This window comes from Limnohabitans sp. (genome assembly GCF_044361645.1).
Lineage (GTDB): Bacteria > Pseudomonadota > Gammaproteobacteria > Burkholderiales > Burkholderiaceae_C > Limnohabitans_A.
In genome coordinates, this window is record NZ_JBIKIL010000065.1 from 1 (window position 1) to 20,912 (window position 20,912).

29 protein-coding genes are annotated in these 20,912 nt (G+C 57.5%); 10 read left to right on the top strand and 19 right to left on the bottom strand.

The features are described 5' to 3' along the window. The 8 genes from atpD to ACIQ39_RS11345 all read right to left on the bottom strand — a co-directional run. Nucleotides 1-852: F0F1 ATP synthase subunit beta (atpD, locus tag ACIQ39_RS11310; protein ID WP_396434704.1), on the bottom strand; the 852-nt coding region annotated here is incomplete at its 3' end. A 38-nt stretch (nucleotides 853-890) separates the two neighbouring features. Continuing rightward, a complete protein-coding gene (gene atpG, locus ACIQ39_RS11315; protein WP_396434705.1) occupies nucleotides 891-1,778 on the bottom strand; it encodes a F0F1 ATP synthase subunit gamma in 888 nt (295 codons plus the stop codon). A 27-nt stretch (nucleotides 1,779-1,805) separates the two neighbouring features. After that, a complete protein-coding gene (gene atpA, locus ACIQ39_RS11320) occupies nucleotides 1,806-3,359 on the bottom strand; it encodes a F0F1 ATP synthase subunit alpha (protein WP_396434706.1) in 1,554 nt (517 codons plus the stop codon). A gap of 44 nt (nucleotides 3,360-3,403) precedes the next feature. Then, a complete protein-coding gene (locus tag ACIQ39_RS11325; protein WP_396434707.1) occupies nucleotides 3,404-3,934 on the bottom strand; it encodes a F0F1 ATP synthase subunit delta in 531 nt (176 codons plus the stop codon). 21 nt (nucleotides 3,935-3,955) lie between these two features. Continuing rightward, on the bottom strand, nucleotides 3,956-4,426 hold the full coding sequence (locus tag ACIQ39_RS11330; protein ID WP_396434708.1) for a F0F1 ATP synthase subunit B: 471 nt from the start codon (nucleotides 4,424-4,426) through the stop codon (nucleotides 3,956-3,958). A 36-nt stretch (nucleotides 4,427-4,462) separates the two neighbouring features. Beyond that, nucleotides 4,463-4,708, bottom strand: a complete 246-nt coding sequence (gene atpE / locus ACIQ39_RS11335; RefSeq protein ID WP_396434709.1) for a F0F1 ATP synthase subunit C — start codon at nucleotides 4,706-4,708, stop codon at nucleotides 4,463-4,465. Nucleotides 4,709-4,764: 56 nt separating this feature from the next. Continuing rightward, entirely contained in the window at nucleotides 4,765-5,643 is an 879-nt protein-coding gene (gene atpB, locus ACIQ39_RS11340) for a F0F1 ATP synthase subunit A (protein WP_396434710.1), read from the bottom strand. Between the two features lie 15 nt (nucleotides 5,644-5,658). Continuing rightward, nucleotides 5,659-6,168 (bottom strand): ATP synthase subunit I, encoded by a 510-nt coding sequence (locus ACIQ39_RS11345; RefSeq protein WP_396434711.1) that lies wholly within the window; start codon nucleotides 6,166-6,168, stop codon nucleotides 5,659-5,661. A 193-nt stretch (nucleotides 6,169-6,361) separates the two neighbouring features. Here ACIQ39_RS11345 and ACIQ39_RS11350 point away from each other — a divergent pair, with 193 nt between their 5' ends. The 5 genes from ACIQ39_RS11350 to yghU all read left to right on the top strand — a co-directional run bounded on the left by ACIQ39_RS11350 (nucleotide 6,362) and on the right by yghU (nucleotide 9,793). Then, a complete protein-coding gene (locus tag ACIQ39_RS11350) occupies nucleotides 6,362-6,808 on the top strand; it encodes a CopD family protein (protein WP_396434712.1) in 447 nt (148 codons plus the stop codon). A gap of 25 nt (nucleotides 6,809-6,833) precedes the next feature. Next, nucleotides 6,834-7,133: a YbeD family protein gene (locus ACIQ39_RS11355; RefSeq protein WP_396434713.1), complete on the top strand. Its 300-nt coding sequence runs from the start codon at nucleotides 6,834-6,836 to the stop codon at nucleotides 7,131-7,133. 2 nt (nucleotides 7,134-7,135) lie between these two features. Beyond that, nucleotides 7,136-7,798, top strand: a complete 663-nt coding sequence (gene lipB / locus ACIQ39_RS11360; RefSeq protein WP_396434714.1) for a lipoyl(octanoyl) transferase LipB — start codon at nucleotides 7,136-7,138, stop codon at nucleotides 7,796-7,798. A 70-nt stretch (nucleotides 7,799-7,868) separates the two neighbouring features. Beyond that, complete coding sequence (gene lipA / locus ACIQ39_RS11365) at nucleotides 7,869-8,879, top strand: lipoyl synthase (RefSeq protein ID WP_396434715.1); 1,011 nt, start codon at nucleotides 7,869-7,871, stop codon at nucleotides 8,877-8,879. A 41-nt stretch (nucleotides 8,880-8,920) separates the two neighbouring features. Then, nucleotides 8,921-9,793 carry a glutathione-dependent disulfide-bond oxidoreductase gene (yghU, locus tag ACIQ39_RS11370; protein ID WP_396434716.1) on the top strand — a complete coding sequence of 291 codons (873 nt, stop codon included), beginning with the start codon at nucleotides 8,921-8,923 and terminating at the stop codon, nucleotides 9,791-9,793. A gap of 67 nt (nucleotides 9,794-9,860) precedes the next feature. Here yghU and ptsP read toward each other — a convergent pair whose 3' ends face one another. Genes ptsP through ACIQ39_RS11395 form a run of 5 tightly spaced genes read right to left on the bottom strand, consistent with a single transcriptional unit; the run spans nucleotide 9,861 to nucleotide 14,132 of the window. Beyond that, nucleotides 9,861-11,609 (bottom strand): phosphoenolpyruvate--protein phosphotransferase, encoded by a 1,749-nt coding sequence (gene ptsP, locus ACIQ39_RS11375; protein ID WP_396434717.1) that lies wholly within the window; start codon nucleotides 11,607-11,609, stop codon nucleotides 9,861-9,863. 3 nt (nucleotides 11,610-11,612) lie between these two features. Beyond that, entirely contained in the window at nucleotides 11,613-11,882 is a 270-nt protein-coding gene (locus ACIQ39_RS11380) for an HPr family phosphocarrier protein (protein ID WP_396434718.1), read from the bottom strand. Beyond that, nucleotides 11,851-12,294 carry a PTS sugar transporter subunit IIA gene (locus ACIQ39_RS11385; protein ID WP_396434719.1) on the bottom strand — a complete coding sequence of 148 codons (444 nt, stop codon included), beginning with the start codon at nucleotides 12,292-12,294 and terminating at the stop codon, nucleotides 11,851-11,853. The genes ACIQ39_RS11380 and ACIQ39_RS11385 overlap by 32 nt, the downstream gene beginning before the upstream one ends. Before the next feature lie 12 nt (nucleotides 12,295-12,306). Next, entirely contained in the window at nucleotides 12,307-13,587 is a 1,281-nt protein-coding gene (locus ACIQ39_RS11390; RefSeq protein ID WP_396434720.1) for an MFS transporter, read from the bottom strand. After that, entirely contained in the window at nucleotides 13,584-14,132 is a 549-nt protein-coding gene (locus ACIQ39_RS11395) for a hypothetical protein (RefSeq protein ID WP_396434721.1), read from the bottom strand. Before ACIQ39_RS11395 ends, ACIQ39_RS11390 begins: the two co-directional genes overlap by 4 nt. Before the next feature lie 53 nt (nucleotides 14,133-14,185). Between ACIQ39_RS11395 and ACIQ39_RS11400 the strand changes: the two genes are divergently transcribed. Both ACIQ39_RS11400 and ACIQ39_RS11405 read left to right on the top strand, forming a co-directional pair. Beyond that, the gene (locus ACIQ39_RS11400; protein WP_396434722.1) at nucleotides 14,186-15,430 is read left to right on the top strand and encodes a CaiB/BaiF CoA transferase family protein; all 1,245 of its coding nucleotides are present in this window, start codon (nucleotides 14,186-14,188) and stop codon (nucleotides 15,428-15,430) included. After that, complete coding sequence (locus ACIQ39_RS11405) at nucleotides 15,430-16,158, top strand: alpha/beta fold hydrolase (RefSeq protein WP_396434723.1); 729 nt, start codon at nucleotides 15,430-15,432, stop codon at nucleotides 16,156-16,158. The genes ACIQ39_RS11400 and ACIQ39_RS11405 overlap by 1 nt, the downstream gene beginning before the upstream one ends. A 34-nt stretch (nucleotides 16,159-16,192) precedes the next feature. On the opposite strand, the gene ACIQ39_RS11410 is transcribed toward ACIQ39_RS11405, so the two are convergent. Further along, nucleotides 16,193-16,855 carry a DUF4197 domain-containing protein gene (locus ACIQ39_RS11410; RefSeq protein ID WP_396434724.1) on the bottom strand — a complete coding sequence of 221 codons (663 nt, stop codon included), beginning with the start codon at nucleotides 16,853-16,855 and terminating at the stop codon, nucleotides 16,193-16,195. A gap of 39 nt (nucleotides 16,856-16,894) precedes the next feature. Between ACIQ39_RS11410 and ACIQ39_RS11415 the strand changes: the two genes are divergently transcribed. Continuing rightward, a complete protein-coding gene (locus ACIQ39_RS11415; RefSeq protein WP_396434725.1) occupies nucleotides 16,895-17,410 on the top strand; it encodes a TlpA family protein disulfide reductase in 516 nt (171 codons plus the stop codon). 76 nt (nucleotides 17,411-17,486) lie between these two features. Here the strand turns inward: ACIQ39_RS11415 and ACIQ39_RS11420 are convergent, their stop codons facing one another. Further along, nucleotides 17,487-17,939, bottom strand: coding sequence for a c-type cytochrome (locus ACIQ39_RS11420; protein WP_396434726.1), 453 nt, complete (start codon nucleotides 17,937-17,939; stop codon nucleotides 17,487-17,489). A gap of 91 nt (nucleotides 17,940-18,030) precedes the next feature. Here ACIQ39_RS11420 and ACIQ39_RS11425 point away from each other — a divergent pair, with 91 nt between their 5' ends. Both ACIQ39_RS11425 and ACIQ39_RS11430 read left to right on the top strand, forming a co-directional pair. After that, a complete protein-coding gene (locus ACIQ39_RS11425; RefSeq protein ID WP_396434727.1) occupies nucleotides 18,031-18,693 on the top strand; it encodes a cytochrome b/b6 domain-containing protein in 663 nt (220 codons plus the stop codon). Between the two features lie 66 nt (nucleotides 18,694-18,759). Then, a complete protein-coding gene (locus ACIQ39_RS11430) occupies nucleotides 18,760-19,236 on the top strand; it encodes a GNAT family N-acetyltransferase (RefSeq protein ID WP_396434728.1) in 477 nt (158 codons plus the stop codon). 85 nt (nucleotides 19,237-19,321) lie between these two features. Here ACIQ39_RS11430 and ACIQ39_RS11435 read toward each other — a convergent pair whose 3' ends face one another. The 4 genes from ACIQ39_RS11435 to rplP all read right to left on the bottom strand — a co-directional run bounded on the left by ACIQ39_RS11435 (nucleotide 19,322) and on the right by rplP (nucleotide 20,840). Beyond that, entirely contained in the window at nucleotides 19,322-19,828 is a 507-nt protein-coding gene (locus ACIQ39_RS11435; protein WP_396434729.1) for a peroxiredoxin, read from the bottom strand. A 104-nt stretch (nucleotides 19,829-19,932) separates the two neighbouring features. After that, on the bottom strand, nucleotides 19,933-20,202 hold the full coding sequence (gene rpsQ / locus ACIQ39_RS11440) for a 30S ribosomal protein S17 (RefSeq protein WP_396434730.1): 270 nt from the start codon (nucleotides 20,200-20,202) through the stop codon (nucleotides 19,933-19,935). Between the two features lie 9 nt (nucleotides 20,203-20,211). Then, nucleotides 20,212-20,406, bottom strand: a complete 195-nt coding sequence (gene rpmC / locus ACIQ39_RS11445) for a 50S ribosomal protein L29 (protein ID WP_100172796.1) — start codon at nucleotides 20,404-20,406, stop codon at nucleotides 20,212-20,214. Between the two features lie 17 nt (nucleotides 20,407-20,423). Further along, nucleotides 20,424-20,840 (bottom strand): 50S ribosomal protein L16, encoded by a 417-nt coding sequence (gene rplP, locus ACIQ39_RS11450; protein ID WP_108428163.1) that lies wholly within the window; start codon nucleotides 20,838-20,840, stop codon nucleotides 20,424-20,426. Nucleotides 20,841-20,912 lie beyond the last annotated feature (72 nt).

The window sequence follows — 20,912 nt, forward strand, 5'->3', positions numbered from 1 at the left end:
ACGGCCCATTTCTTCGGCCAATGTAGGCTGGTAGCCCACAGCAGAAGGCATACGGCCCAACAAGGCGGAGACTTCGGTACCGGCCAAGGTGTAGCGGTAGATGTTGTCCACGAAGAACAACACGTCTTTGCCTTCGTCGCGGAAGGATTCGGCAATGGTCAGACCGGTCAAGGCGACGCGCAAACGGTTGCCTGGTGGCTCGTTCATCTGACCGTAGACCATGGCGACTTTGGACTCAGGGAGGTTCTCGAGGTTCACCACACCGGAATCGGCCATCTCGTGGTAGAAGTCGTTGCCTTCACGGGTACGCTCACCCACACCGGCGAACACGGACAAGCCGCTGTGCGCCTTGGCGATGTTGTTGATCAATTCCATCATGTTCACGGTCTTGCCCACACCGGCACCACCGAACAAGCCGACCTTGCCGCCTTTGGCGAACGGGCAAACCAGGTCAATCACCTTGATGCCGGTTTCCAGCAGTTCTTGTGAAGGGCTCAGTTCGTCGTAAGCAGGGGCTTTGCGGTGAATGGAGGCTGTCAGCTCTTGGCTCACAGGGCCACGTTCGTCGATGGGCGCACCCAGCACGTCCATGATGCGGCCCAGTGTGGCTTTGCCAACGGGCACGGTGATCGCTTTGCCCGTGTTGGACACCATCAGACCACGACGCAAACCGTCGGAAGAGCCGAGCGCAATGGTGCGCACGATGCCATCACCGAGTTGCTGCTGCACTTCAAGGGTCAGCGCGGAGCCGTCCATCTTGAGTGCGTCATAAATCTTGGGCATCTGGTTTCGTGGAAATTCCACGTCGACCACAGCGCCAATACATTGAACAATTTTTCCTTGGGCTTGCATTTTTCGCTCCAAATAATTTGAATTAGCTGAACTGGGAATCAACCGCTGATCGCGGCTGCGCCAGAGACGATTTCCGACAGTTCTTTGGTGATGGCGGCTTGACGGGTCTTGTTGTAGATGAGTTTGAGCTCACCAATCACATTGCCAGCGTTGTCTGTTGCGGCCTTCATGGCCACCATACGGGCGGCATGCTCGGAGGCCATGTTTTCAGCCACTGCTTGGTAGGCCAAGGCTTCTGCATAACGGACCAGCAATTCGTCAATGACCGTCTGGGCATCGGGCTCATAGATGTAGTCCCAGCCATGCGCTACAGCCCCTGCGGCCTTGGTTTCTGACGCCATCTTGGATGAAGACAGTGGCAGCAACTGGTCGATGGTTGGCACTTGCGCCATGGTGCTGACAAACTTGTTGTAGCAGAGGTACACGGCACTCACCTCACCCGCGGCATAAGCATCCAGCAGCACCTTGACGGGCCCGATCAGCTTCTCCAGGTGGGGTTTGTCACCCAAATGTGTCACATGCGCCAGCACTTTGGCATTGACGCGGTTCAGGAAACCCAAACCCTTGCCGCCAACGGCCACGGCCACCGGCGTCTTGCCCGCTGACTGTGTCTCACGCAACTGGACGGTCACCGCGCGCAACAAGTTGGTGTTCAAGCCACCGCACAAGCCTTTGTCCGTGGTCACCACAATGAAGCCCACCGACTTGCCGTCGTTGGCCTTCATGAAGGGGTGCACGTATTCCGGATTGGCCTGTCCGAGATGCGTCGCAATAGTGCGAATCTTCTCGCTGTAAGGGCGGGCCGTGCGCATACGCTCCTGCGCCTTGCGCATTTTGGAGACGGAAATCATCTCCATGGCCTTGGTGATCTTCTTGGTGTTTTCCACCGATTTGATCTTGGTGCGTAGTTCCTTGCCCGATGCCATCAGAGGCTCCTTTTGATCAGGTGGAAATTAAGCAAAGCTTTTCTTGAAAGCGGCCACGGCAGAGTGCAATTCGGCTTCCGCCTCTTTGTCCAAAGCTTTAGAGCTTTCAATTTTGGCCAACAATGCTGCACACGAGTCTTTGAGGTAAGCGTGCAAGCCGTGCTCAAAAGCCAAGACCTTCTTGACATCGATGTCGTCCATGAAGCCTTTGTTCACCGCAAACAAGCTGGCACCCATCAGGCTGATGGACAGCGGGCTGTACTGGGCTTGCTTGAGCAACTCGGTCACGCGGGCACCGCGGTCCAGTTGCTTGCGTGTGGACTCGTCCAGATCGGAAGCGAACTGCGCAAAAGCCGCCAATTCACGGTACTGGGCCAAGTCGGTACGGATACCGCCGGACTGGCCTTTGATGATCTTGGTTTGAGCCGAGCTGCCGACGCGCGACACCGAAATACCGGCGTTGATCGCAGGGCGGATGCCGGCGTTGAACAAGGAAGTTTCCAAGAAGATCTGACCGTCGGTGATCGAAATCACGTTGGTAGGCACGAAAGCAGACACGTCACCCGCTTGGGTCTCAATGATGGGCAAGGCCGTCAAGGAGCCGGTTTTGCCTTTGACCGCGCCTTTGGTGAAGGCTTCGACGTAGTCGGCATTCACGCGGGCTGCGCGCTCGAGCAAGCGGCTGTGCAAATAGAACACGTCGCCAGGGTAGGCTTCGCGGCCGGGTGGGCGGCGCAACAGCAGCGACACTTGACGGTAGGCCACGGCTTGCTTGGACAGGTCGTCATAAACGATCAAAGCGTCTTCGCCGCGGTCACGGAAATACTCGCCCATGGTGCAGCCCGAGTAGGCCGAGACGTACTGCATGGCAGCGGACTCAGAAGCGGAAGCGGCCACTACGATGGTGTAGTCCATTGCGCCCGCTTGTTCCAGAGCACGCACCACGTTTTTGATCGACGAGGCTTTTTGGCCAATCGCAACATAAACGCAGGTCATGTTCTGACCTTTTTGGTTGATGATGGCGTCGATCGCGACAGCGGTTTTGCCGGTCTGACGGTCACCAATGATCAGTTCGCGCTGACCACGGCCCACGGGCACCATGGAGTCGATCGACTTCAGGCCAGTTTGCATCGGCTGGTCGACTGATTTACGGGCGATCACGCCGGGGGCGACTTTCTCGATCACGTCGGTCATTTTGGCGTTGATCGGGCCTTTGCCGTCAATCGGTTGACCCAAAGCGTTGACCACGCGGCCGATCAGTTCAGGACCCACCGGCACTTCCAGAATACGGCCGGTGCACTTGACCGTATCGCCTTCGGAGATGTGCTCGTATTCACCCAAAATCACGGTACCCACCGAATCACGCTCAAGGTTCAACGCCAAACCATAGGTGGCGATGCCATCGGCTGTGGAGGGAAACTCAAGCATTTCGCCCTGCATCACATCGGACAGGCCGTGCACGCGAACAATACCGTCGGTCACGGACACCACGGTGCCCTGGTTGCGGATATCGGCGCTGGCAGACAGGCCTTCGATCTTGCTCTTGATCAGTTCAGAAATTTCTGCGGAATTGAGTTGCATGACTCTTTCCTTCTTTCTTTAAATATGTCCGGTCCCCATCCGCATCAAGCGGTGAGGGCCGATTTCATTTGTTCCAGTTGGGCCTTGACGGAGGTGTCAAGCACCTCGTCGCCCACCACCACGCGGATGCCACCGATCAAGGTGGCATCAAGCTCGACGCTCACGTTGAGCTTGCGCGCAAAGCGTTTTTCGAGCGTGGACGACAAATCGGCCAAAGCCGAAGCGTCGATGGGGAACGCGCTGTAGACCACCGCATCTGCGGTGCCACCTTGCGCATTCATGAGTGCTCGGTACTGCTGTGCCACCACAGGCAGCGCACTGAGACGGCGGTTGTGGATCACCAGCTGCAAGAAGTTTTTGCCAGCCTGAGGCAGTGCTGTGCGCAGCACGCCAGAGATCAGCTCAAACGCCTGCTCATCGGACACTTTGGGGCTGTCAATGTACTGCTGCAATTGCGCATTGTTGGCAAAAGCAGCCAGTTCATCCAGCCAAACGGCTGTGCCAGCAAGATCGGATGCTTGCGCTTTGAAAAGCGCTTCGGCATAAGGGCGGGCGATGGTAGCAAGTTCTGCCATGGTGTTCTCTGGCTAAAGCTTTTACAGCTCGGTCTTAAGGCGGCTCAGCAGATCAGCATGGACACCGGCGTTGACTTCCTTTCGGAGAATCTGCTCGGCACCCTTGACCGCCAAAGCGGCAACCTGCTCTCGCAGACTTTCGCGCACTTTGACAGCTTGCTGCTCGGCCTCGACTTTTGCAGCAATGATGATCTTGTTGGCTTCTTCGGTGGCGCGTACTTTGGCTTCTTCAACAATGCCATTTGCACGGCGCTCGGCATCGGCCAAACGCGATGCGGACTCGTTGCGCGACTTGGCCAATTCGGACTCCACGCGCGAGTTGGCGTTGCTGAGTTCAGCTTTGGCTTTGTCTGCGGCAGCGAGGCCGTCAGCGATTTTCTGTGCCCGTTCGTCGAGCGCTTTTGTGATCGGGGGCCACACGAATTTCATCGTGAACCACACCAAAATCGCAAAAACGATCATCTGAATGAACAGCGTAGCGTTAATATTCACGGTCAGATCCTTCTTCTAATGGAAGAGGTGCGTGCATCACTTCACGAAGGGATTGGCAAAAGCGAACAACAACGCAATGGCCACACCGATCAAGAAGGCGGCGTCAATCAAACCCGCCAACAAAAACATTTTGGTCTGCAATTCGTTCATCAATTCAGGCTGACGTGCACCGGATTCGAGGAATTTGCCACCCATCATGCCAATGCCAATAGAGGCACCCAAAGCGCCCAAACCAACGATCAAACCACAAGCCAATGCCACCAGGCCGAGAGTGTTTTCCATGTGAAGCTCCTAAAGATGAGTGGAAAAAGAAAGAAAAAACAAAGGGAAAATTGTCATCAATGCGCGTCGTGCGCTTGGCCTGTGTAGACCAGCGTCAACATCATAAAGATGAAAGCTTGCAAGGTGATCACCAAGATATGGAACAAAGTCCATACGGTACCGCCAAGGATGTGGCCAATGGCCAAACCCACACCAGTTGCTGACAATGCCCAGCCACCGCCCATAAGGGCAATCAACATGAACACCAACTCACCCGCAAACATGTTGCCAAACAGTCGCATGCCATGCGAGACCGTCTTGGCCAAATACTCAATCATCTGCATCAAGAAATTGATCGGGTACAGCGCCCAATGGTCACCAAAGGGTGCCGAAATGAGCTCATGCACCCAGCCGCCAAATCCCTTAATTTTGATGTTGTAAAACAAACAAATCAACAAGACGGAACATGACAAACCCAAAGTGGCAGACAAATCAGCAGTTGGAACCACGCGCATGTAATCTTTAAAACCCAAAGATGGGCCCACTGCATGCCAAGCACCGGGGAGCAAGTCCACCGGCAACATGTCCATGGCGTTCATCAAGAAAATCCAAACAAAAACCGTCAGTGCCAGCGGTGCAATCAATTTACGGCTATTGGCGTTGTGAATCACCCCTTTGGCTTGGTTTTCGACCATTTCAGACAACAACTCAACAGCCGCCTGAAAGCGCCCCGGCACACCCGATGTGGCTTTGCGTGCAGCCAACCACAAGGTAAAGCAACCAATAAAACCCAAAAGCACAGAAAAAACAAGCGTATCAAGGTTGAACAAGCTGAAATCCACAATGCTTGTTTGCTTAACACCTTCAAACGAAAAGTTCATTTGAAGGTGCTGCAAGTGATGCTGGATGTACTCTCCAGCCGTTGGGGCGTGCGCGCCAGCGTTTTCATCAGCCATAAATCACCAATCAGTTCAAAAAAGAGTCGGTTTCGACTTCTGCTGCATGTAGCCCAGCGCCATGGCCAGCCAATACACCTTGATCGTCACCACAAAGCCGGCCACCAGGGCGAGCCAGCTTAAATTCGAAATCACTTTTGGCGCCACCAAGAGCAATGCTACGGTCAAGATGATCTTGACCAACTCCCAAAAAAACAAACCCATCAAAACAGCTCTTGGCTGAATTTGTCGCATTTGTCTGCTCAAAGCCCTGATGAAAACCACAGAAGGGATCACCACCGATACACAACCCCAAGCCACCGATGCGGCCAAGTGGAATTCTCGGGTCAACAACCCGGTCAAAACCACCATCAAAGCGCCTATGCCTATTTGCAGGAATAAGACATGCCATGGCGAGGCTTGAGGATGGCTTAACCTCCAAGCCGCCGCCTCTTCAGCAGTCAAAGTCTTGAATTCATCATCCGAGACCTCGACAACACCTTCTTTAACTTGCGGATTGTTTTGCGATGATGCAATTTTGACCATCTCAAATTACAATCAGGTTACAGATCAGACGACGACCACAGAGCTCAAAATTATACCTAGAAACCCTTGTGTGCTCGATTTATTTGCATCAATTTTTTGACCTTTCGAAAGCCAAGCGCAGTCCCTGCGGCCACAATAACTTATCACGTTGGCTGAGAATTTCTTTTATCCACGCGCAATCAATCGGTTTTTTATGTACGAATGGATTAAATTTTTCCACCTTGCCGCCGCCATCGTTTGGATAGGTGGCATGGCTTTGGTCATTTTGGCGCTCCGCCCCGTGGTCATTGCCCAGATGGCACCACCAGAACGCTTGAACCTGATGGCGGACGTCTTGTCGCGCTTTTTCAACATGGTCTGGGTTTCGGTCGCTCTGATTTTGGCGTCGGGCTTGTGGATGCTGTCCATGACCGACATAAAGCTTACCCCCCGAGGTTGGCACGCCATGTCGGGGCTGGGTGTCTTGATGTGCTTGATCTTTGCGTACATTTGGTTTGGGCCGTTTCGCCGACTAAAGGCTTCTGTGGCGCTCGCCGACTGGCCAGCAGCAGGTCTGGCCATGGGACAAATTCACCCCTTGGTGGTGACCAATTTTGTGCTGGGTTGGCTGGCGGTGTTGGCCGTGGTCGTCTGGCGTTAAGCTTGTCAGTCAACTGGGATTTTTCATGAGCGCCTCCACCACCCCGCCTACTGGCAACGGCCTGCACAAAGACAGCCTGATCGAGTACCCCTCGGTCTTTCCCATCAAGGTCATGGGGGCCATGGTCGATGGTTTTGCGCAAGCCATGTGCCAAGTCGCCTTGGACTTTGACCCTGGCTTTGACCCCTCTGGCATCGAGCTGCGGCCCAGCAAAGGCGGCAAGTACCTGGGCGTGACGCTCAGCATCACGGCCACCAGCCGCGAACAACTCGACGGCCTGTACCGCGCACTGACCTCGCACCCCATGGTCAAAATTGTGCTTTGAGCATGGACATCCAGCTGCTCGGGCGGGTGGATTACCTGCCCACCTACGAGGCCATGCAGGCCTTCACGGCCGCTCGGACAGCAGACACTCCGAATGAGCTTTGGCTGTGCGAGCACCCCCCCGTTTTCACCCAAGGGCTGGCGGGTCAAGCCGCGCATCTCCTGATGCCGGGCGACATTCCAGTGGTGCAGACCAACCGGGGCGGGCAAGTCACTTTTCATGGCCCTGGGCAGGTCATGGCCTACCCCTTGGTCAATCTGCAGCGCGCCGGTTACTACGTGAAGGAATATGTCTTCAAGCTCGAGGAGTCGATCATCCGCACCTTGGCCCACTTTGGCGTCACCGGCCACCGCGTGGCGGGCGCACCGGGCATTTACGTGCGCCTTGATGACCCTTTCAGCCATGCTGCACTGGTGGGCCCGGCCTTGGCCAGCGACCCGTTCAAGGGCTTGGGCAAGATCAGCGCTTTAGGCATCAAGGTCAGCCGCCATTGCACTTACCACGGCGCGGCCCTGAACGTGGCCATGGACCTTCAACCCTTTGAGCGTATCAACCCCTGTGGCCATGCCGGGTTAAAAACCGTAGACCTTTTTACAATCGGTGTAGAGACCACTTGGGAAGAAGCCGCGCAAGTGCTGGCCGCCGAGCTGGCCGTTCGCCTTTGAAACCCCGGCGAGCCCCCAAGCCATTCACACAGACATGCCGCAGCGCCACCTTGCAGAGCGAAAGAACCCCATGAGCAACACCCCCATTGAGCGCCAAGTGGTCCGCGAGGTTCAAAGCCTTGAAAACCACGACCCCATGGCCAAGCAAAAGGCAGCGGCCAAACTCTCACGCATCCCGGTCAAGGTGGTGCCAGGCGAGGTGCTGAAAAAGCCCGACTGGATTCGTGTCAAGGCGGGCTCACCTACCACCCGCTTTTACGAGATCAAGGACGTGCTGCGGGCCAACAAACTGGTCACCGTGTGCGAGGAAGCCAGCTGTCCCAATATCGGCGAATGCTTTGGCAAGGGCACGGCTACTTTCATGATCATGGGCGACAAATGCACCCGCCGTTGCCCTTTTTGCGATGTGGGCCATGGCCGACCCGACCCGCTGGATGCGAACGAGCCCGACAACCTGGCCAAAACCATTGCCCAACTGCGGCTGCAATACGTGGTCATCACCAGTGTGGACCGTGACGACCTGCGTGATGGCGGCGCGGGCCACTTTGTGGAATGCATTCGCAAGACACGCAAACTGTCACCGCAAACCCAGATCGAGGTGCTGGTGCCTGATTTTCGGGGCCGCGATGACCGGGCCTTGGAGATATTGAAAGCCGCCCCACCGGATGTGATGAACCACAACATGGAAACCGTGCCGCGCCTGTACAAGGAAGCGCGTCCCGGCTCGGACTACTTGTTCTCGCTGAACTTGCTGAAAAAATTCAAGGCCTTGTTTCCCCATGTGCCCACCAAGAGCGGCCTGATGGTGGGCTTGGGCGAAACCGATGAAGAAATCTTGGCGGTGATGCGTGACATGCGCGCGCACCACATCGACATGCTGACCATTGGCCAGTACCTGGCCCCCAGCAACAGCCACTTGCCGGTGCGCCGCTATGTGCACCCCGACACCTTCAAGATGTTTGAGGCCAAGGCTTACGAAATGGGCTTCTCGCATGCCGCCGTGGGCGCGATGGTGCGCAGCAGTTACCACGCTGACCAGCAAGCGCACTCGGCGCACTTGAAATTGGCCACCCAGGCCTGAAACCCCTTTTCTTGATCAAGCCCACTTGGAACTTCAACACCATGACCGACGCCAGCACTTACACCCCGCCCTCTGTGTGGACCTGGAAACAGGCCAATGGCGGGCAATTCGCCAACATCAACCGGCCTGTCTCGGGGGCCACGCACGAACAAGATTTGCCGCGCGGCAAGCACCCGCTGCAGCTGTACTCCTTGGGCACACCCAACGGCGTCAAGGTCACCGTCATGCTGGAAGAATTGTTGGCCTTGGGGCACACGGGTGCCGAATACGACGCTTGGTTGATCCGCATCCAAGAGGGCCAACAATTTGGCAGTGGCTTTGTGGGCCTCAACCCCAACTCCAAGATCCCCGCACTGCTCGATTGCAGCGGCGAACAGCCCGTGCGGGTTTTTGAATCCGGTGCGATCTTGCTTTATTTGGCCGAAAAGTTTGGTGCCTTGGTGCCCACCCAACCTGCTCAGCGCGCTGAATGCCTGTCATGGTTGTTTTGGCAAATGGGAAGTGCCCCTTACCTGGGTGGCGGTTTTGGTCATTTTTACGCCTATGCCCCCACCAAGATTGAATACGCCATCGACCGCTTTGCCATGGAGGTCAAACGCGAGATGGACGTGCTCAATCAGCGTTTGGCCCAGAGCCGCTTCATTGCGGGCGACGACTACACCATCGCCGACATCGCCATTTGGCCTTGGTACGGCGCATTGGCCAAAGGTCTGCTGTACGAAGCCGCTGAGTTTTTACAAGTGCACGAATACACCCATGTGCAGCGTTGGGCCGAAGCGCTGGCGCAACGCCCTGCCGTGCAACGGGGGCGCATGGTCAACCGGGTGATGGGTGCGCCCGCGTCTCAGTTGCACGAGCGCCACGATGCCAGCGATTTCGATACGCGCACGCAGGACAAACTCAAACCCACTTGAAATCGCCCATTTGCATTCGCCCTTTTGAATTCGCCATCGAACTTGCCCAGAGGCCGCCAGGATCAGCTCAAAGACTCAGGCATGCGGCCGGGTCCTCGCTGTCCAGCACCCTTTGGGCCCAAGGGGTCAATTTGCTGGTGTCTGAGCGCAGCACCTGTTGCTTGACCGACAAGATTTGCGAAGGGTGCATGGAAAAGCTGCGCAGCCCCAGTCCGAGCAGCAAACGCGTCATGGCCACATCACCGGCCATCTCGCCGCACACCGAGACGCTTTTGCCTTGTCGGTGACACTCGGCAATGGTGTCAGCGATCAGGCGCAACACCGCCGGGTGAAGCGGGTCGTACAGGTGCGCGACCGACTCATCGGCCCGGTCGATCGCCAAGGTGTACTGGATCAGGTCGTTGGTGCCGATGGACAAAAAGTCAAAGTACTTGAGGAACAAGCGCAGCGACAAAGCTGCCGCCGGAATTTCGACCATGGCGCCCAAACGCACCGGGCCATGGGCTACGCCGCGGCGGTCCAACTCTTGGCGGGCCTGTGTGATCAAGGCCAGTGTTTGGCGAATTTCGCTGTGGTGCGCCAGCATGGGGATCAGCAAGTTGACCTGACCATGCGCCGCCGCTCGCAAAATCGCGCGCAACTGTGTCAAAAACATGACCGGATCGGCCAAGCACCATCGGATCGCGCGCAAACCCAAGGCTGTGTTCAGGTGTGAGGCTTCGTGACGGCTCTCATCAAGCGGCTTATCGGCCCCGACATCGACGGTGCGGATGGTCACGGGCAAGCCCTTCATGCCGTCTACGGCGCGTCGGTAAGCTTGGTACTGCTCTTGCTCGTCAGGCAACTGGCCTTGGCGGCCCATGAACAAAAACTCACTGCGAAACAGGCCCACACCCAGCGCACCGGCCACGAGTGCAGGGCCGGTGTCTTCGGGCATCTCGATGTTGGCCAGCAACTCGATTTTTTGGCCATCAAGTGTGATGCAGGGCGTATGGCGCAAGCGTCCCAAGCGTTCGCGCTCCAAATCACCCTGGCGTTGCTTGAAGCCGTAGTCGGCCAAAACGATGGGCGTGGGGTCGACGATGACCACACCCGCGTCACCGTCGATGATGACCCAATCGTCTTGCTTGACCAACTGGCTGGCCGTGCGTGCGCCCACCACCGCCGGGATGTCCAAGCTGCGCGCCACGATGGCGGTGTGCGAGGTCTTGCCACCCACATCGGTGACAAAACCGGTGAACACACTTTGCTTGAACTGCAGCATGTCGGCGGGCGACAAGTCGTGCGCCACCAGCACCAGCGGCACATCGGTGTCACCCAACTGCAGCTCTTGCTGCGGGCGCTGCGGCCGCTTGGCTTGCGCCAGCAAAGGGCCGGTCCCCTTGAGGCAATGCAGCACCCTTTCGCCCACTTGCTCCATATCGGCCTTGCGTTCACGCAAGTAGGGGTCTTGCATTTCATCAAATTGGCGCACGATGATGTCAAGTTGGCTGGTCAAAGCCCACTCGGCGTTGTACAAGCGCGTGGTGATCCAATGCACCACACCCGCGGTCAGCTCCTCGTCTTGCAGCAACATCAGGTGCACGTCCAACAAGGCCGCCAACTCGTGGGGGGCATCTTGGGGCATGTCTTGTTGCAGACGTTGCAGCTCACTGACCACCGCATTGCGGGCCACGCGCAGGCGCTTGATTTCGCTGTGCACTTGGTCTGGCTGCACAAAGTAATGCGCCACATCGGCCCGGCTGGAGGCCACCAAAACGGCGCGCCCGATGGCGATGCCACGCGCCACCGCCAAGCCATGGATGCTGAACGTCATGGCTTACTCGCCTTCACCAAACTTGTCGTCGATCAGGGCCAACAGCGCCGCCAAGGCTTCATCTTCTCGCTCACCCAGCGTCTCGAGCACCACCTCACTGCCCAGTCCAGCCGCAAGCATCATCACGCCCATGATGCTTTTGGCATTGATGCGCCGCTCGCTTTTGCGCATCCAAACTTCGCAAGGGAAGCTGCCTGCCAATTTGCTCAGCTTGGCTGACGCGCGGGCATGCAAACCCAATTTATTGCTGATGCTCACGGTGACTTGGGGCATGTCTTTGTCCGGTTTGGTTTTGTGGGGCGGTGCTGCCCACAGGCATCACGCCCTGCATGCCACCTGCTTGCGCGCGTGCGGCCAAGGCCTCTAGGCTTTCATGCCGGTAACACACGCTGCGCAGCAGCATCGGCAAATTGACACCTGCCACCAAACGCGTGTTGTGCCCGTTGCCCAACAGTTGAGCCACGTTGCAAGGTGTGGCGCCGAACACGTCGCTGAGCAACAATACATCGGTCGTGCCCAATGCAGCCATCGCTTGGCGTGCGCGCGCCAGACTGTCTTCGGGTGTGTCTTGGGGCAGCACATCCAGTGCCAACACGCCAGCAGCACAATCTGGAAAAACGTGCATGGCGCAACCGCGCAAAGCAGTGGCCAGTGGAGCGTGGGCGATGATGAGAATGCCAATCATGGTGGAGCTCGATTATCGGCTCTGCAATGGCTTTTTCACCATGAAAAAGACCCAAGAGGCCACCGAAGTCAAACCAAAACAGGCCAGCGCCACTTGGTAAGCCTGCGCATTGGCCAGACCCAGTCCACGCCCAGCGTCAACCAACAGGCCTATGCCCCACTGCACGACAAAAATGCCCGCGAACACCACCAAGTTGTAAGCCGACAAGGCGCGCCCCGCCAAATGCGAGGGGAACGCCATGCCCACGGCCGGTTGGGCCAAGGCCACAAAACTGCTGGTCATGCACAGCAAGGCCACGCCCACCGCTGCACCCGCACCCACCTCGGGCCCGAGCCAAACCAATGCGGCCACGACGCCAAAGCTCAGCGGCAAACCCCATGCGATCAAGCGCTCCACCGGGATACCTCGGCGCGCCAAGCCAGGCGTGATCAAGCCCCACAGCCAAAAGGTCACCAACATGGCCAGGTTGATCAAGAACAGCCCAGACGCAGCTTTCGCGGCCGTCCAGCCGGCCACTTGGGTCATCCATGGGCCTGCCCACAGGGTTTGGATGGCCACCATGCCGCCGTAGCTGAAAAAACCGATCGGCGACATGCGCCAGAAGTAAGCGCTGCGCCAGATTTCGCGGTAACTGCCGTCGTCCTTGCTTGGGATTGCAGGCGCATCCAGCGTCGCAGAGGCTTTTTGCCAGACCGGCACCAACAGGGCCAGCAAAAGCATGGTGATGGCAATCATCACCCCCAACATGACAAACAGCGCGCGCCAGCCCCAAATGGGCATGAGCCACTGCACCGGCAAGGTGGCGGCCAGCATGCCCAAGGAGCCGGTCATCAGCATCCAAGAGTTGGTGCGCAGTTGGGTGCTGGCCTCAAACCAGCGGCGGTAACCGGTGAGTGGCGCCATGAGGCAAGCACTCACGCCCATGCCGCACAGCACACGCGCCGCCAACAACCCCTCAAAGCTGTCGGCCCATGCAAAGGCCAAGCAGCCCAACACCGCCAATGTCAAAAAAGCCAAGATGACTTTTTTAGGACCGTGCTTGTCCAGCCAACGGCCTAAGGGCAGTTGGGTGAGGGAAAATCCCAAAAAATACCCCCCCGCCAACAGACCCAGATCTTGCGCGCTCAAATCGAACTCGGTGGTTAAGGTGGGTGACAAAGTGGCCGTGATGGCCCGCACCAAAGCCGAAAAGAAATACGCCAGTGCAAAAGCGAGAAACACCACCACCGCCATGCGGCGCGGCAAATGATCGGGATGGGCCAAAGTGACCGCGTTCAAACTGGCAGCGCTCATGGCCGGATGCTTTCAAACAATGTATTGGCCAATTCGGGGGCCATTTGTCGGTCGTACACCACGGCATGGACAAGCCGCACCCGGTCGCCCTGCGCCACAGCCCCCCACACAGCGTCCATTCTCACGGGTTCGCCGTTGGCCCGCTGTCCCGCAGACTGCACCCGCACCGACGCACTCAGCGGCAATTGGCCGGGCCGGTGCCAAGCCTGTGTTTGGCCCACGGCCAGTGGTTGCACAACGCGCGCATTGTCTAAGGTGGCTTTTTGCCACAAAAGCATCACAGCACTGGCATCTGCGCCTGAGGGCAAGGCCGCACTCATCAGCGCCACGATCGCCGTTCCGCTTTCGCATCCGACCACCTGCAAATCCAGCGGCATGTTGCCCAAGCTCACTTGGCGGGTGGTGCGATCGGGTTTGCAGGGCAATTGGAGTTTCAGCCCGCTGTCCTGCAAACTCACGTCACGCCAGTTTTGTTCAGGGCTGCAAGCGCTCAATGTCAAAACGGCGGTCAAACTGACCAGCAGGGCTGGGAAATGAAGTTTCATGGGCTGATTATCGTGATCAGCGGACATGTCGGGTTTTGGCGACAATGTGCGCCATGAATTCACTCGATGGCATCCGCGTTCTTGACCTTTCCCGCGTTTTGGCGGGCCCTTGGTGCACCCAGACTCTGGCCGACTTGGGGGCCGATGTCATCAAGATTGAACGCCCCGGTACGGGCGACGACACCCGCGCTTGGGGTCCGCCTTTTTTGCAAGACGCGCAAGGCCAAGACACTGCCGAAGCGGCCTATTACTTAGGCACCAACCGCAACAAGCGATCGGTGACCTGCGACATCGCACAGCCCGAAGGCCAAGCCCTGATCCGGGAACTGGTCAAGCATTGCGACGTCTTTGTTGAAAACTTCAAAGTGGGCGACATGGCCCGTTACGGCCTAGACTACGCCAGCCTGTGCGCCCTGAACCCCAAACTGGTGTACTGCAGCGTGACCGGGTTTGGTCAAACCGGACCCTACAGCGAACGCGCTGGCTACGACTATGCCGTACAAGGCATGGGCGGCCTGATGAGTGTGACAGGCGAGCGCGATGACTTGGGCGGAGGCCCGCAAAAAGTGGGGGTGGCCGTGGCCGACCTGTTCACCGGCATGTACGCCACCGTCGCGATCTTGGCGGCGCTTCGCCATGTTGAACGCACTGGCCAAGGCCAGCAAGTGGACATGGCCCTGTTGGACACTCAGGTCGCCATGCTCGCCAATTTGGGCTCCAATTACTTGGTCAGTGGCAAAACACCGGGCCGCGCTGGCAACGCACACCAAAACATCGTGCCCTACCAAGTGTTTGAGGTCATGGCGCCGCATGGCGCCGCCCCGGGCAGCCGGGACCACTTGATCTTGGCTGTCGGCAACGATGGGCAATTTGCCAAGTTCTGCGCCGTGTCGGGCTGCACCGAGCTGGCGCAGGACCCGCGCTTCGCCCAAAACACCCAACGCGTCCGCCACCGTGGCATCCTGGTGCCCCTGCTGGAGAGCATCCTCAAAACCCGCAGCAAGGCCGACTGGCTGGCGGCCCTCGAAGCCGCCAAAGTGCCCTGTGGTGCCATCAACACCTTGAGCGAAGTCTTTGCGGACCCCCATATACAAGCCCGTGGCATGGTGCAAGATTGGCAGCACCCCATCAAGCCCGATTTAAAGCTGGTGGCCAGTCCGATCAAAATGAGCCGCACGCCTGTCCGCCAGGACTTACCGCCACCGATGCTGGGGCAGCACACCCTCGAAGTTTTGACCGAAGTGCTGGGCTGGAACGCTGAACAACTGGGGCCTTTACGCGGCAAAGGGGTGATTTGATGGCCAACTTTTTGCTGGTTCACGGGGCTTGGCACGGGGCCTGGTGCTGGCAGCGTGTGTTGCCAGACCTGATGGGGGCCGGGCACCGCGCCCATGCCGTCACCCTGACCGGGGTGGGTGAGCGTGCCCACCTGCTTCACCCCAGCATTGGTTTGGAAAGTCACATCACGGACGTGATGGCCGCCATGGATGCCGAAGAAATGGAAGAAGTGGTTCTGGTGGTGCATTCGTACGCTGGCATGTTGGGCACCGCCGTGGCCGACCGCAGGCCCGAGCGCTTGCGCCACCTGGTCTATCTGGACGCGGTACTGCCCAAACCCGGCGAAAGCTGGAGCAGCACCCACGCCAGCGCTACCCGAAACACCCGCATCGCTGCAGCGCAAGCCCATCCCTTGCACGCATTTCCCGCGCCCGACCCTTCGGTTTTTGGTCTGAGCGATGCCGACCATGCTTGGGTGCAAAGACGTCAAACCCCTCACCCGGGCGGTCCTTACACCCAAGTGCTCGACTTTGATCCGCAACGGGTGGCCAGCGTGCCGCGCACCTTCATCAACTGCAGCTCGCCGCCTTTGGGCACCATCGATGTCAGCCGCCTGCGCATGGTGGACCCCAAATTTTGGGATGGTGCTTGGCTGCCGGGCTCACAAGTGCGGGAGATGCGCACCGGCCATGACCCCATGGTCAGCGACCCGGATGGCTTGATCCAACACTTGTTGTCTTTGCTTTGAAGCCTTTTTAGCTGCCCTAGACACGGCGGCACACTCAGCGCAAAGCGCCAAACACTTTGTTGAGCAAGGCACTGCCCGCTTGCGCCGGGTTTTGACGGATCTTTTTTTCTTCTTCACCGATCATGTAATACAGCCCATCCAGTGTTTTACCGGTGACGTGGTTTTCCAACAGCGCTTTGTCTTTCGATACCAGGCCCATGCCGGACAATTTGCCCGCCACCGCATTGAACTGCGCCACCACGCCCAATTGACCCAGCACCTGTTTGACCTGAGGCGAGAATTGCGCACTCAATGGCGCGCGCGTCTGGTCTACAAAAAATTGGGTGACCGCTGTATCGCCTCCCTTCAAAATGCCCTTGGCGTCTTGCACCGACATGCTCTGTATTGACTGCATCAAAGCCTTTTGAGCCATGGGCACCGCCTGTTCGGCGGCACGGTTCATTTGCAAGGTCAAGGCATCGAGTTGCCGGCCCATGCCCATCGTTTTGAGCATTCTCGCGCCTTTGTTCAAGGCATCCGGCAAGCCTATGCGCACTTTGTCATTGCCCATGAAGCCGCCCTCCACGCCGAGCAAACTGATGGCGGCACTGGCCCCTTTTTCCAAGGCCAGTTTCAAGCCTTGCGAGGCATCTCCAGCGCTCAAATCTGCCAAGCTGAAGGCATGCGCGGGCACAATGGCCAAGATGCCCGATGACATGGTGAACGCATTAAACTGCCTGCGATGAGGATACATTTCATGACCACCTTGAATCTGCAGCCTGTAGGCCGTCGTGTGTTGAATGGGGCTTGCGTGCTCGGTTTGCTGCTGGCCCTGTGGGGGTGTGCGGCTGAGCCTGCGCCTGAATCTTCCTTCGTTTTGCTTGACGGCAGCACCCTGAGCACGCAGCAATTGCAAGGAAAAGTATCTTTGGTCAATTTCTGGGCCACCAGTTGCACCTCTTGCGTGGCCGAAATGCCTGACTTGGTCGCCACCTACAACAAGTTCAAGGACCGTGGTTATGACACGGTGGCCGTGGCCATGCGTTATGACCCCCCCAGCTACGTTGTCCATTTCGCTCAATCTCGGCAACTGCCATTCAAAGTGGCGATTGACAACACCGGTGCTGTTGCCCGTGCATGGGGTGATGTGCAGCTGACGCCCACCACATTTTTGGTGAACAAGCAGGGGAAAATCGTCAAGCGCATTGTGGGTACGCCCGACTTTGACGAACTGCACCAGCTGATCGACAAGCTGCTCGCCGAATCCCGATAAAGCCTCAGCTTGACCAGCAACCGGGTCGCTCTGACCCGGTTGAACTGCGCATGTCAGTTGCTGGCCTGCGCTGCTTTCAGTCCTTGCGGAAGTTGTCGTGGCAGGCTTTGCACGTGGCAGCTGCAGGACCGAATGCCGCCTTCAGGGCGTCGATGTTGCCCGCTTTGGCCGCGGTGTTGAGCTTCACGATTTCGGCTTGCATTTTGTCAGCCGCTTCTTTGTACTTGTCGGCTTCTTTCCAGATTTCCGGCTTGGCGCGGGTATCGCCTTTGTCGGTGCCTTCACCAAATGCTGCCCATGGCAGCTTGGACATGGCGGCTACGACATCGGCATTGCTGGCTGCCGCCATAGCATCGTAGGGCGCACGGCCATTGGCCATGGCACCCAATCGTCCAAAATGGGCAGCCATGACGGTGAAACTGGCCTTGCGGTATTTGATGGCATCTTCCGGTTTGGCAAATTGCGCCTGTGCGGGCAGACCCATCGCCAACAGCAACAAAGCACTGGCAAAACGCGTTGTGTATTTCATGCTTGACTCACATCAAAATCCAAGGGTTGAAAAGATTTATCCTTGTACCAGTCTCGCATATTTTTCACAATTCGCCTACAAGAAAGCACCCATGTTCACCGTTCGCATTTGGGATCTGCCCACCCGTTTGTTCCATTGGGTCTTGGCTTGTTGCGTGATTGGCTTGGTCATCACGGGCAATGTCGGCGGCAACGCCATGGTTTGGCATTTCCGCTTGGGGTATGTTGTCCTCAGCTTGGTACTTTTCAGGTTGGCCTGGGGCTTAGCGGGTGGGCATTGGTCGCGTTGGTCCAGTTTGCCTTTGCACCCACGACATGCGCTGGCCTACCTGCTCTCGCGCTCCACCGCTCACCCTCAGGCCGGGCACAACCCCCTGGGCAGCTGGTCGGTTGTCGCCATGCTGTTTTTTCTTTTGTTTCAAGTGTCTACAGGTTTGATCAGTGACGATGAGATCGCCAATGCTGGGCCTTTGACGGCCCTGGTCTCCGGCAGCTGGGTGTCATGGGCCACCTCTTGGCACAAAAACTGGGGCAAGTTGATCATCATTGGCTTGGTGCTCATGCACATTCTGGCCCTGCTCTGGCACGCTTTCAAGAAACACCCACCCTTGTTGCCCGCCATGCTGCACGGCAACAAAAACTTGCCTGAACCCGTGCCCGCCTCCCGCGACCAATGGCGTCATCGCCTTTTGGCTTTGCTGATTTTGGCCTTGTCGGCCTTGGCCGTTGATGGCCTTCTGTCATTGGGTGCTTGACCACACCTTTACACTGTGCATCTGCGGAGGAAGAGCACTTTGAACCCATCACCTGATTCCCCCGTTGTGCTTGTACGACTCGCAAGCGGTGCCGCCGACTTGGCGGCCACACGGGTCATATTTTCCGAATACGCGGCCAGCCTTCAGGTCGATTTGTGCTTCCAAGACTTTGCCCATGAATTGGCCGATTTGCCTGGCGAGTACACCGATCCGCGCGGCGCTTTGCTGCTGGCGTATGTGGATGGGGCGTTGGCAGGATGCTGCGCTTTGCGACCGCTCGATGCCAGCGATTACGCCAATGCCGCCGAGATGAAACGGCTTTACGTTCGCCCCCATTTTCGCGGCTTGGGTCTTGGGCGCTTGCTCACCGAACGTATTCTCGATGCCGCTCGGGCTGCGGACTACCGCTGCGTGTTGCTTGACACTTTGGATGACATGGAAGCGGCCCGCGCACTTTACGAAGATTTGGGCTTTGTCGATATTCCACCCTACTACCACAACCCCATTGCTGGTGCGCATTACCTCAAAGTCGATATCGGCTGATTTCAGCTGCCGTACTTTTGGCCGCACCAGTGGATAAAAAAAAGGGACCCAAGGTCCCTTTTTTTGACTGCCGTCGTGCTCGGCCTTATGCCTTGGCCTGCGCCAACAAAGTGTTGGCATCACTGACTTCGAATTTGCCGGGTGCTTCGACGTTCAAGGCCACGACCACGCCGTCTTTGACCAGCATGGAATAGCGGTTGCTGCGCAACCCCATGCCGCGCGCGTTCAAATCCAAGGTCAAGCCAGTGGCTTTGCTGAAATCGGCACTGCCATCGCCCAACATCCGCACCGTGCTGCCCGTCTTGAGTTCACGCGCCCAGGCGCCCATGACAAATGCATCGTTAACGCTGACACACCAGATTTCATCAACACCGGCTGTCTTGAGTGCCTCGTGGTTTTCCACATAACCTGGCACGTGCTTGACCGAGCAGGTCGGTGTGAATGCGCCTGGCAAGGCAAACAATGCAATGGTTTTGCCTGCTGTGGCTTTGGCAACGTCAACGGCGTTCGGGCCGATGCTGCAGCCATTGCCTTCAACCTCAATGTATTCCATCAGCGTGGCAGCTGGCAACTTGTCTCCGACTTTGATCATGGGGTGCTCCTGTTGTTGAAATGGCGATGTGGTGCCAGTATAAAAAAAACGACCCACGATTGTGGGTCGTTTTGGCTAAATTTGCTGAGCTTGACCGCAAGGGCTCAAACAGCAGCAGCTTTTTGTACCAAGCGAGTGGCCACCCAGTTTTTGGTTTTGGAGATCGGGCGGCTTTCCGTGATCTCGATGGTGTCGCCCAGGTGAAATTCACCGGTCTCATCGTGTGCGTGGTACTTGCTCGACTTGCCCACGATCTTGCCGTAAAGCGCGTGTTTGACACGACGCTCCACCAGCACGGTCACAGTTTTGGCGCGCTTGTCGCTGACCACCTTGCCAATCAAGGTGCGCTTGAGGGATGTTTTAGCTTCCGTCATGGTCACTCCTTACTTGGCGGCTTGCTTTTGAGCAAGTATGGTTTTGGCACGGGCAATCGAGCGACGGGTTTCACTCAATGTTCCAGTATTGCCGAGTTGTTGCGTGGCTTTTTGCATCCGCAGACCAAAGTGGGCTTTTTGCAGCGCTTTGATCTCGTCTTTCACACCGGCAACGTCTTTTTGGCGCAATTCAGCAGCATTCATTTCTTGTTTCTCCTGAATCATTGGCCAATCATGCGGGCCACAAAAGTGGTGCGCAAGGGCAGCTTGGCAGCGGCCAATTTGAAGGCTTCACGGGCCAACTCTTCGGGCACGCCTACGATTTCGTAGAGCACCTTACCGGGTTGGATCTCGGCCACGTAGTACTCGGGATTGCCTTTGCCGTTACCCATACGCACCTCAGCAGGCTTGGTGGAAATCGGCTTGTCAGGGAACACGCGAATCCAGATGCGGCCGCCACGCTTGACGTGACGGGAAATCGCACGCCGTGCGGCTTCGATCTGGCGGGCCGTCAAACGGCCACGGTCTGTGGATTTGAGGCCGAAGTCACCAAACGCCACCGTGTTGCCACGGGTAGCGATGCCGGTGTTGCGGCCCTTCTGTTCCTTGCGGAACTTTCTGCGAGCAGGTTGCAGCATGTAATTACTCCTTATTGACCGTCAGCTGCTGCAGCTGGCGCGGCGACTGTGCGTACGCGCTTAACGGCGGGT

Bases quoted from the DNA above. Each gene is read 5' to 3' on its own strand.
- atpG (WP_396434705.1), bottom strand. From the start codon at position 1,778: ATGGCATCGGGCAAGGAACTACGCACCAAGATCAAATCGGTGGAAAAC.
- atpA (WP_396434706.1), bottom strand. From the start codon at position 3,359: ATGCAACTCAATTCCGCAGAAATTTCTGAACTGATCAAGAGCAAGATC.
- ACIQ39_RS11325 (WP_396434707.1), bottom strand. From the start codon at position 3,934: ATGGCAGAACTTGCTACCATCGCCCGCCCTTATGCCGAAGCGCTTTTC.
- atpE (WP_396434709.1), bottom strand. From the start codon at position 4,708: ATGGAAAACACTCTCGGCCTGGTGGCATTGGCTTGTGGTTTGATCGTT.
- atpB (WP_396434710.1), bottom strand. From the start codon at position 5,643: ATGGCTGATGAAAACGCTGGCGCGCACGCCCCAACGGCTGGAGAGTAC.
- ACIQ39_RS11345 (WP_396434711.1), bottom strand. From the start codon at position 6,168: ATGGTCAAAATTGCATCATCGCAAAACAATCCGCAAGTTAAAGAAGGT.
- ACIQ39_RS11350 (WP_396434712.1), top strand. From the start codon at position 6,362: ATGTACGAATGGATTAAATTTTTCCACCTTGCCGCCGCCATCGTTTGG.
- ACIQ39_RS11355 (WP_396434713.1), top strand. From the start codon at position 6,834: ATGAGCGCCTCCACCACCCCGCCTACTGGCAACGGCCTGCACAAAGAC.
- lipB (WP_396434714.1), top strand. From the start codon at position 7,136: ATGGACATCCAGCTGCTCGGGCGGGTGGATTACCTGCCCACCTACGAG.
- lipA (WP_396434715.1), top strand. From the start codon at position 7,869: ATGAGCAACACCCCCATTGAGCGCCAAGTGGTCCGCGAGGTTCAAAGC.
- yghU (WP_396434716.1), top strand. From the start codon at position 8,921: ATGACCGACGCCAGCACTTACACCCCGCCCTCTGTGTGGACCTGGAAA.
- ptsP (WP_396434717.1), bottom strand. From the start codon at position 11,609: ATGACGTTCAGCATCCATGGCTTGGCGGTGGCGCGTGGCATCGCCATC.
- ACIQ39_RS11380 (WP_396434718.1), bottom strand. From the start codon at position 11,882: ATGCCCCAAGTCACCGTGAGCATCAGCAATAAATTGGGTTTGCATGCC.
- ACIQ39_RS11385 (WP_396434719.1), bottom strand. From the start codon at position 12,294: ATGATTGGCATTCTCATCATCGCCCACGCTCCACTGGCCACTGCTTTG.
- ACIQ39_RS11390 (WP_396434720.1), bottom strand. From the start codon at position 13,587: ATGAGCGCTGCCAGTTTGAACGCGGTCACTTTGGCCCATCCCGATCAT.
- ACIQ39_RS11395 (WP_396434721.1), bottom strand. From the start codon at position 14,132: ATGAAACTTCATTTCCCAGCCCTGCTGGTCAGTTTGACCGCCGTTTTG.
- ACIQ39_RS11400 (WP_396434722.1), top strand. From the start codon at position 14,186: ATGAATTCACTCGATGGCATCCGCGTTCTTGACCTTTCCCGCGTTTTG.
- ACIQ39_RS11405 (WP_396434723.1), top strand. From the start codon at position 15,430: ATGGCCAACTTTTTGCTGGTTCACGGGGCTTGGCACGGGGCCTGGTGC.
- ACIQ39_RS11410 (WP_396434724.1), bottom strand. From the start codon at position 16,855: ATGTCATCGGGCATCTTGGCCATTGTGCCCGCGCATGCCTTCAGCTTG.
- ACIQ39_RS11415 (WP_396434725.1), top strand. From the start codon at position 16,895: ATGACCACCTTGAATCTGCAGCCTGTAGGCCGTCGTGTGTTGAATGGG.
- ACIQ39_RS11420 (WP_396434726.1), bottom strand. From the start codon at position 17,939: ATGAAATACACAACGCGTTTTGCCAGTGCTTTGTTGCTGTTGGCGATG.
- ACIQ39_RS11425 (WP_396434727.1), top strand. From the start codon at position 18,031: ATGTTCACCGTTCGCATTTGGGATCTGCCCACCCGTTTGTTCCATTGG.
- ACIQ39_RS11435 (WP_396434729.1), bottom strand. From the start codon at position 19,828: ATGATCAAAGTCGGAGACAAGTTGCCAGCTGCCACGCTGATGGAATAC.
- rpsQ (WP_396434730.1), bottom strand. From the start codon at position 20,202: ATGACGGAAGCTAAAACATCCCTCAAGCGCACCTTGATTGGCAAGGTG.
- rpmC (WP_100172796.1), bottom strand. From the start codon at position 20,406: ATGAATGCTGCTGAATTGCGCCAAAAAGACGTTGCCGGTGTGAAAGAC.
- rplP (WP_108428163.1), bottom strand. From the start codon at position 20,840: ATGCTGCAACCTGCTCGCAGAAAGTTCCGCAAGGAACAGAAGGGCCGC.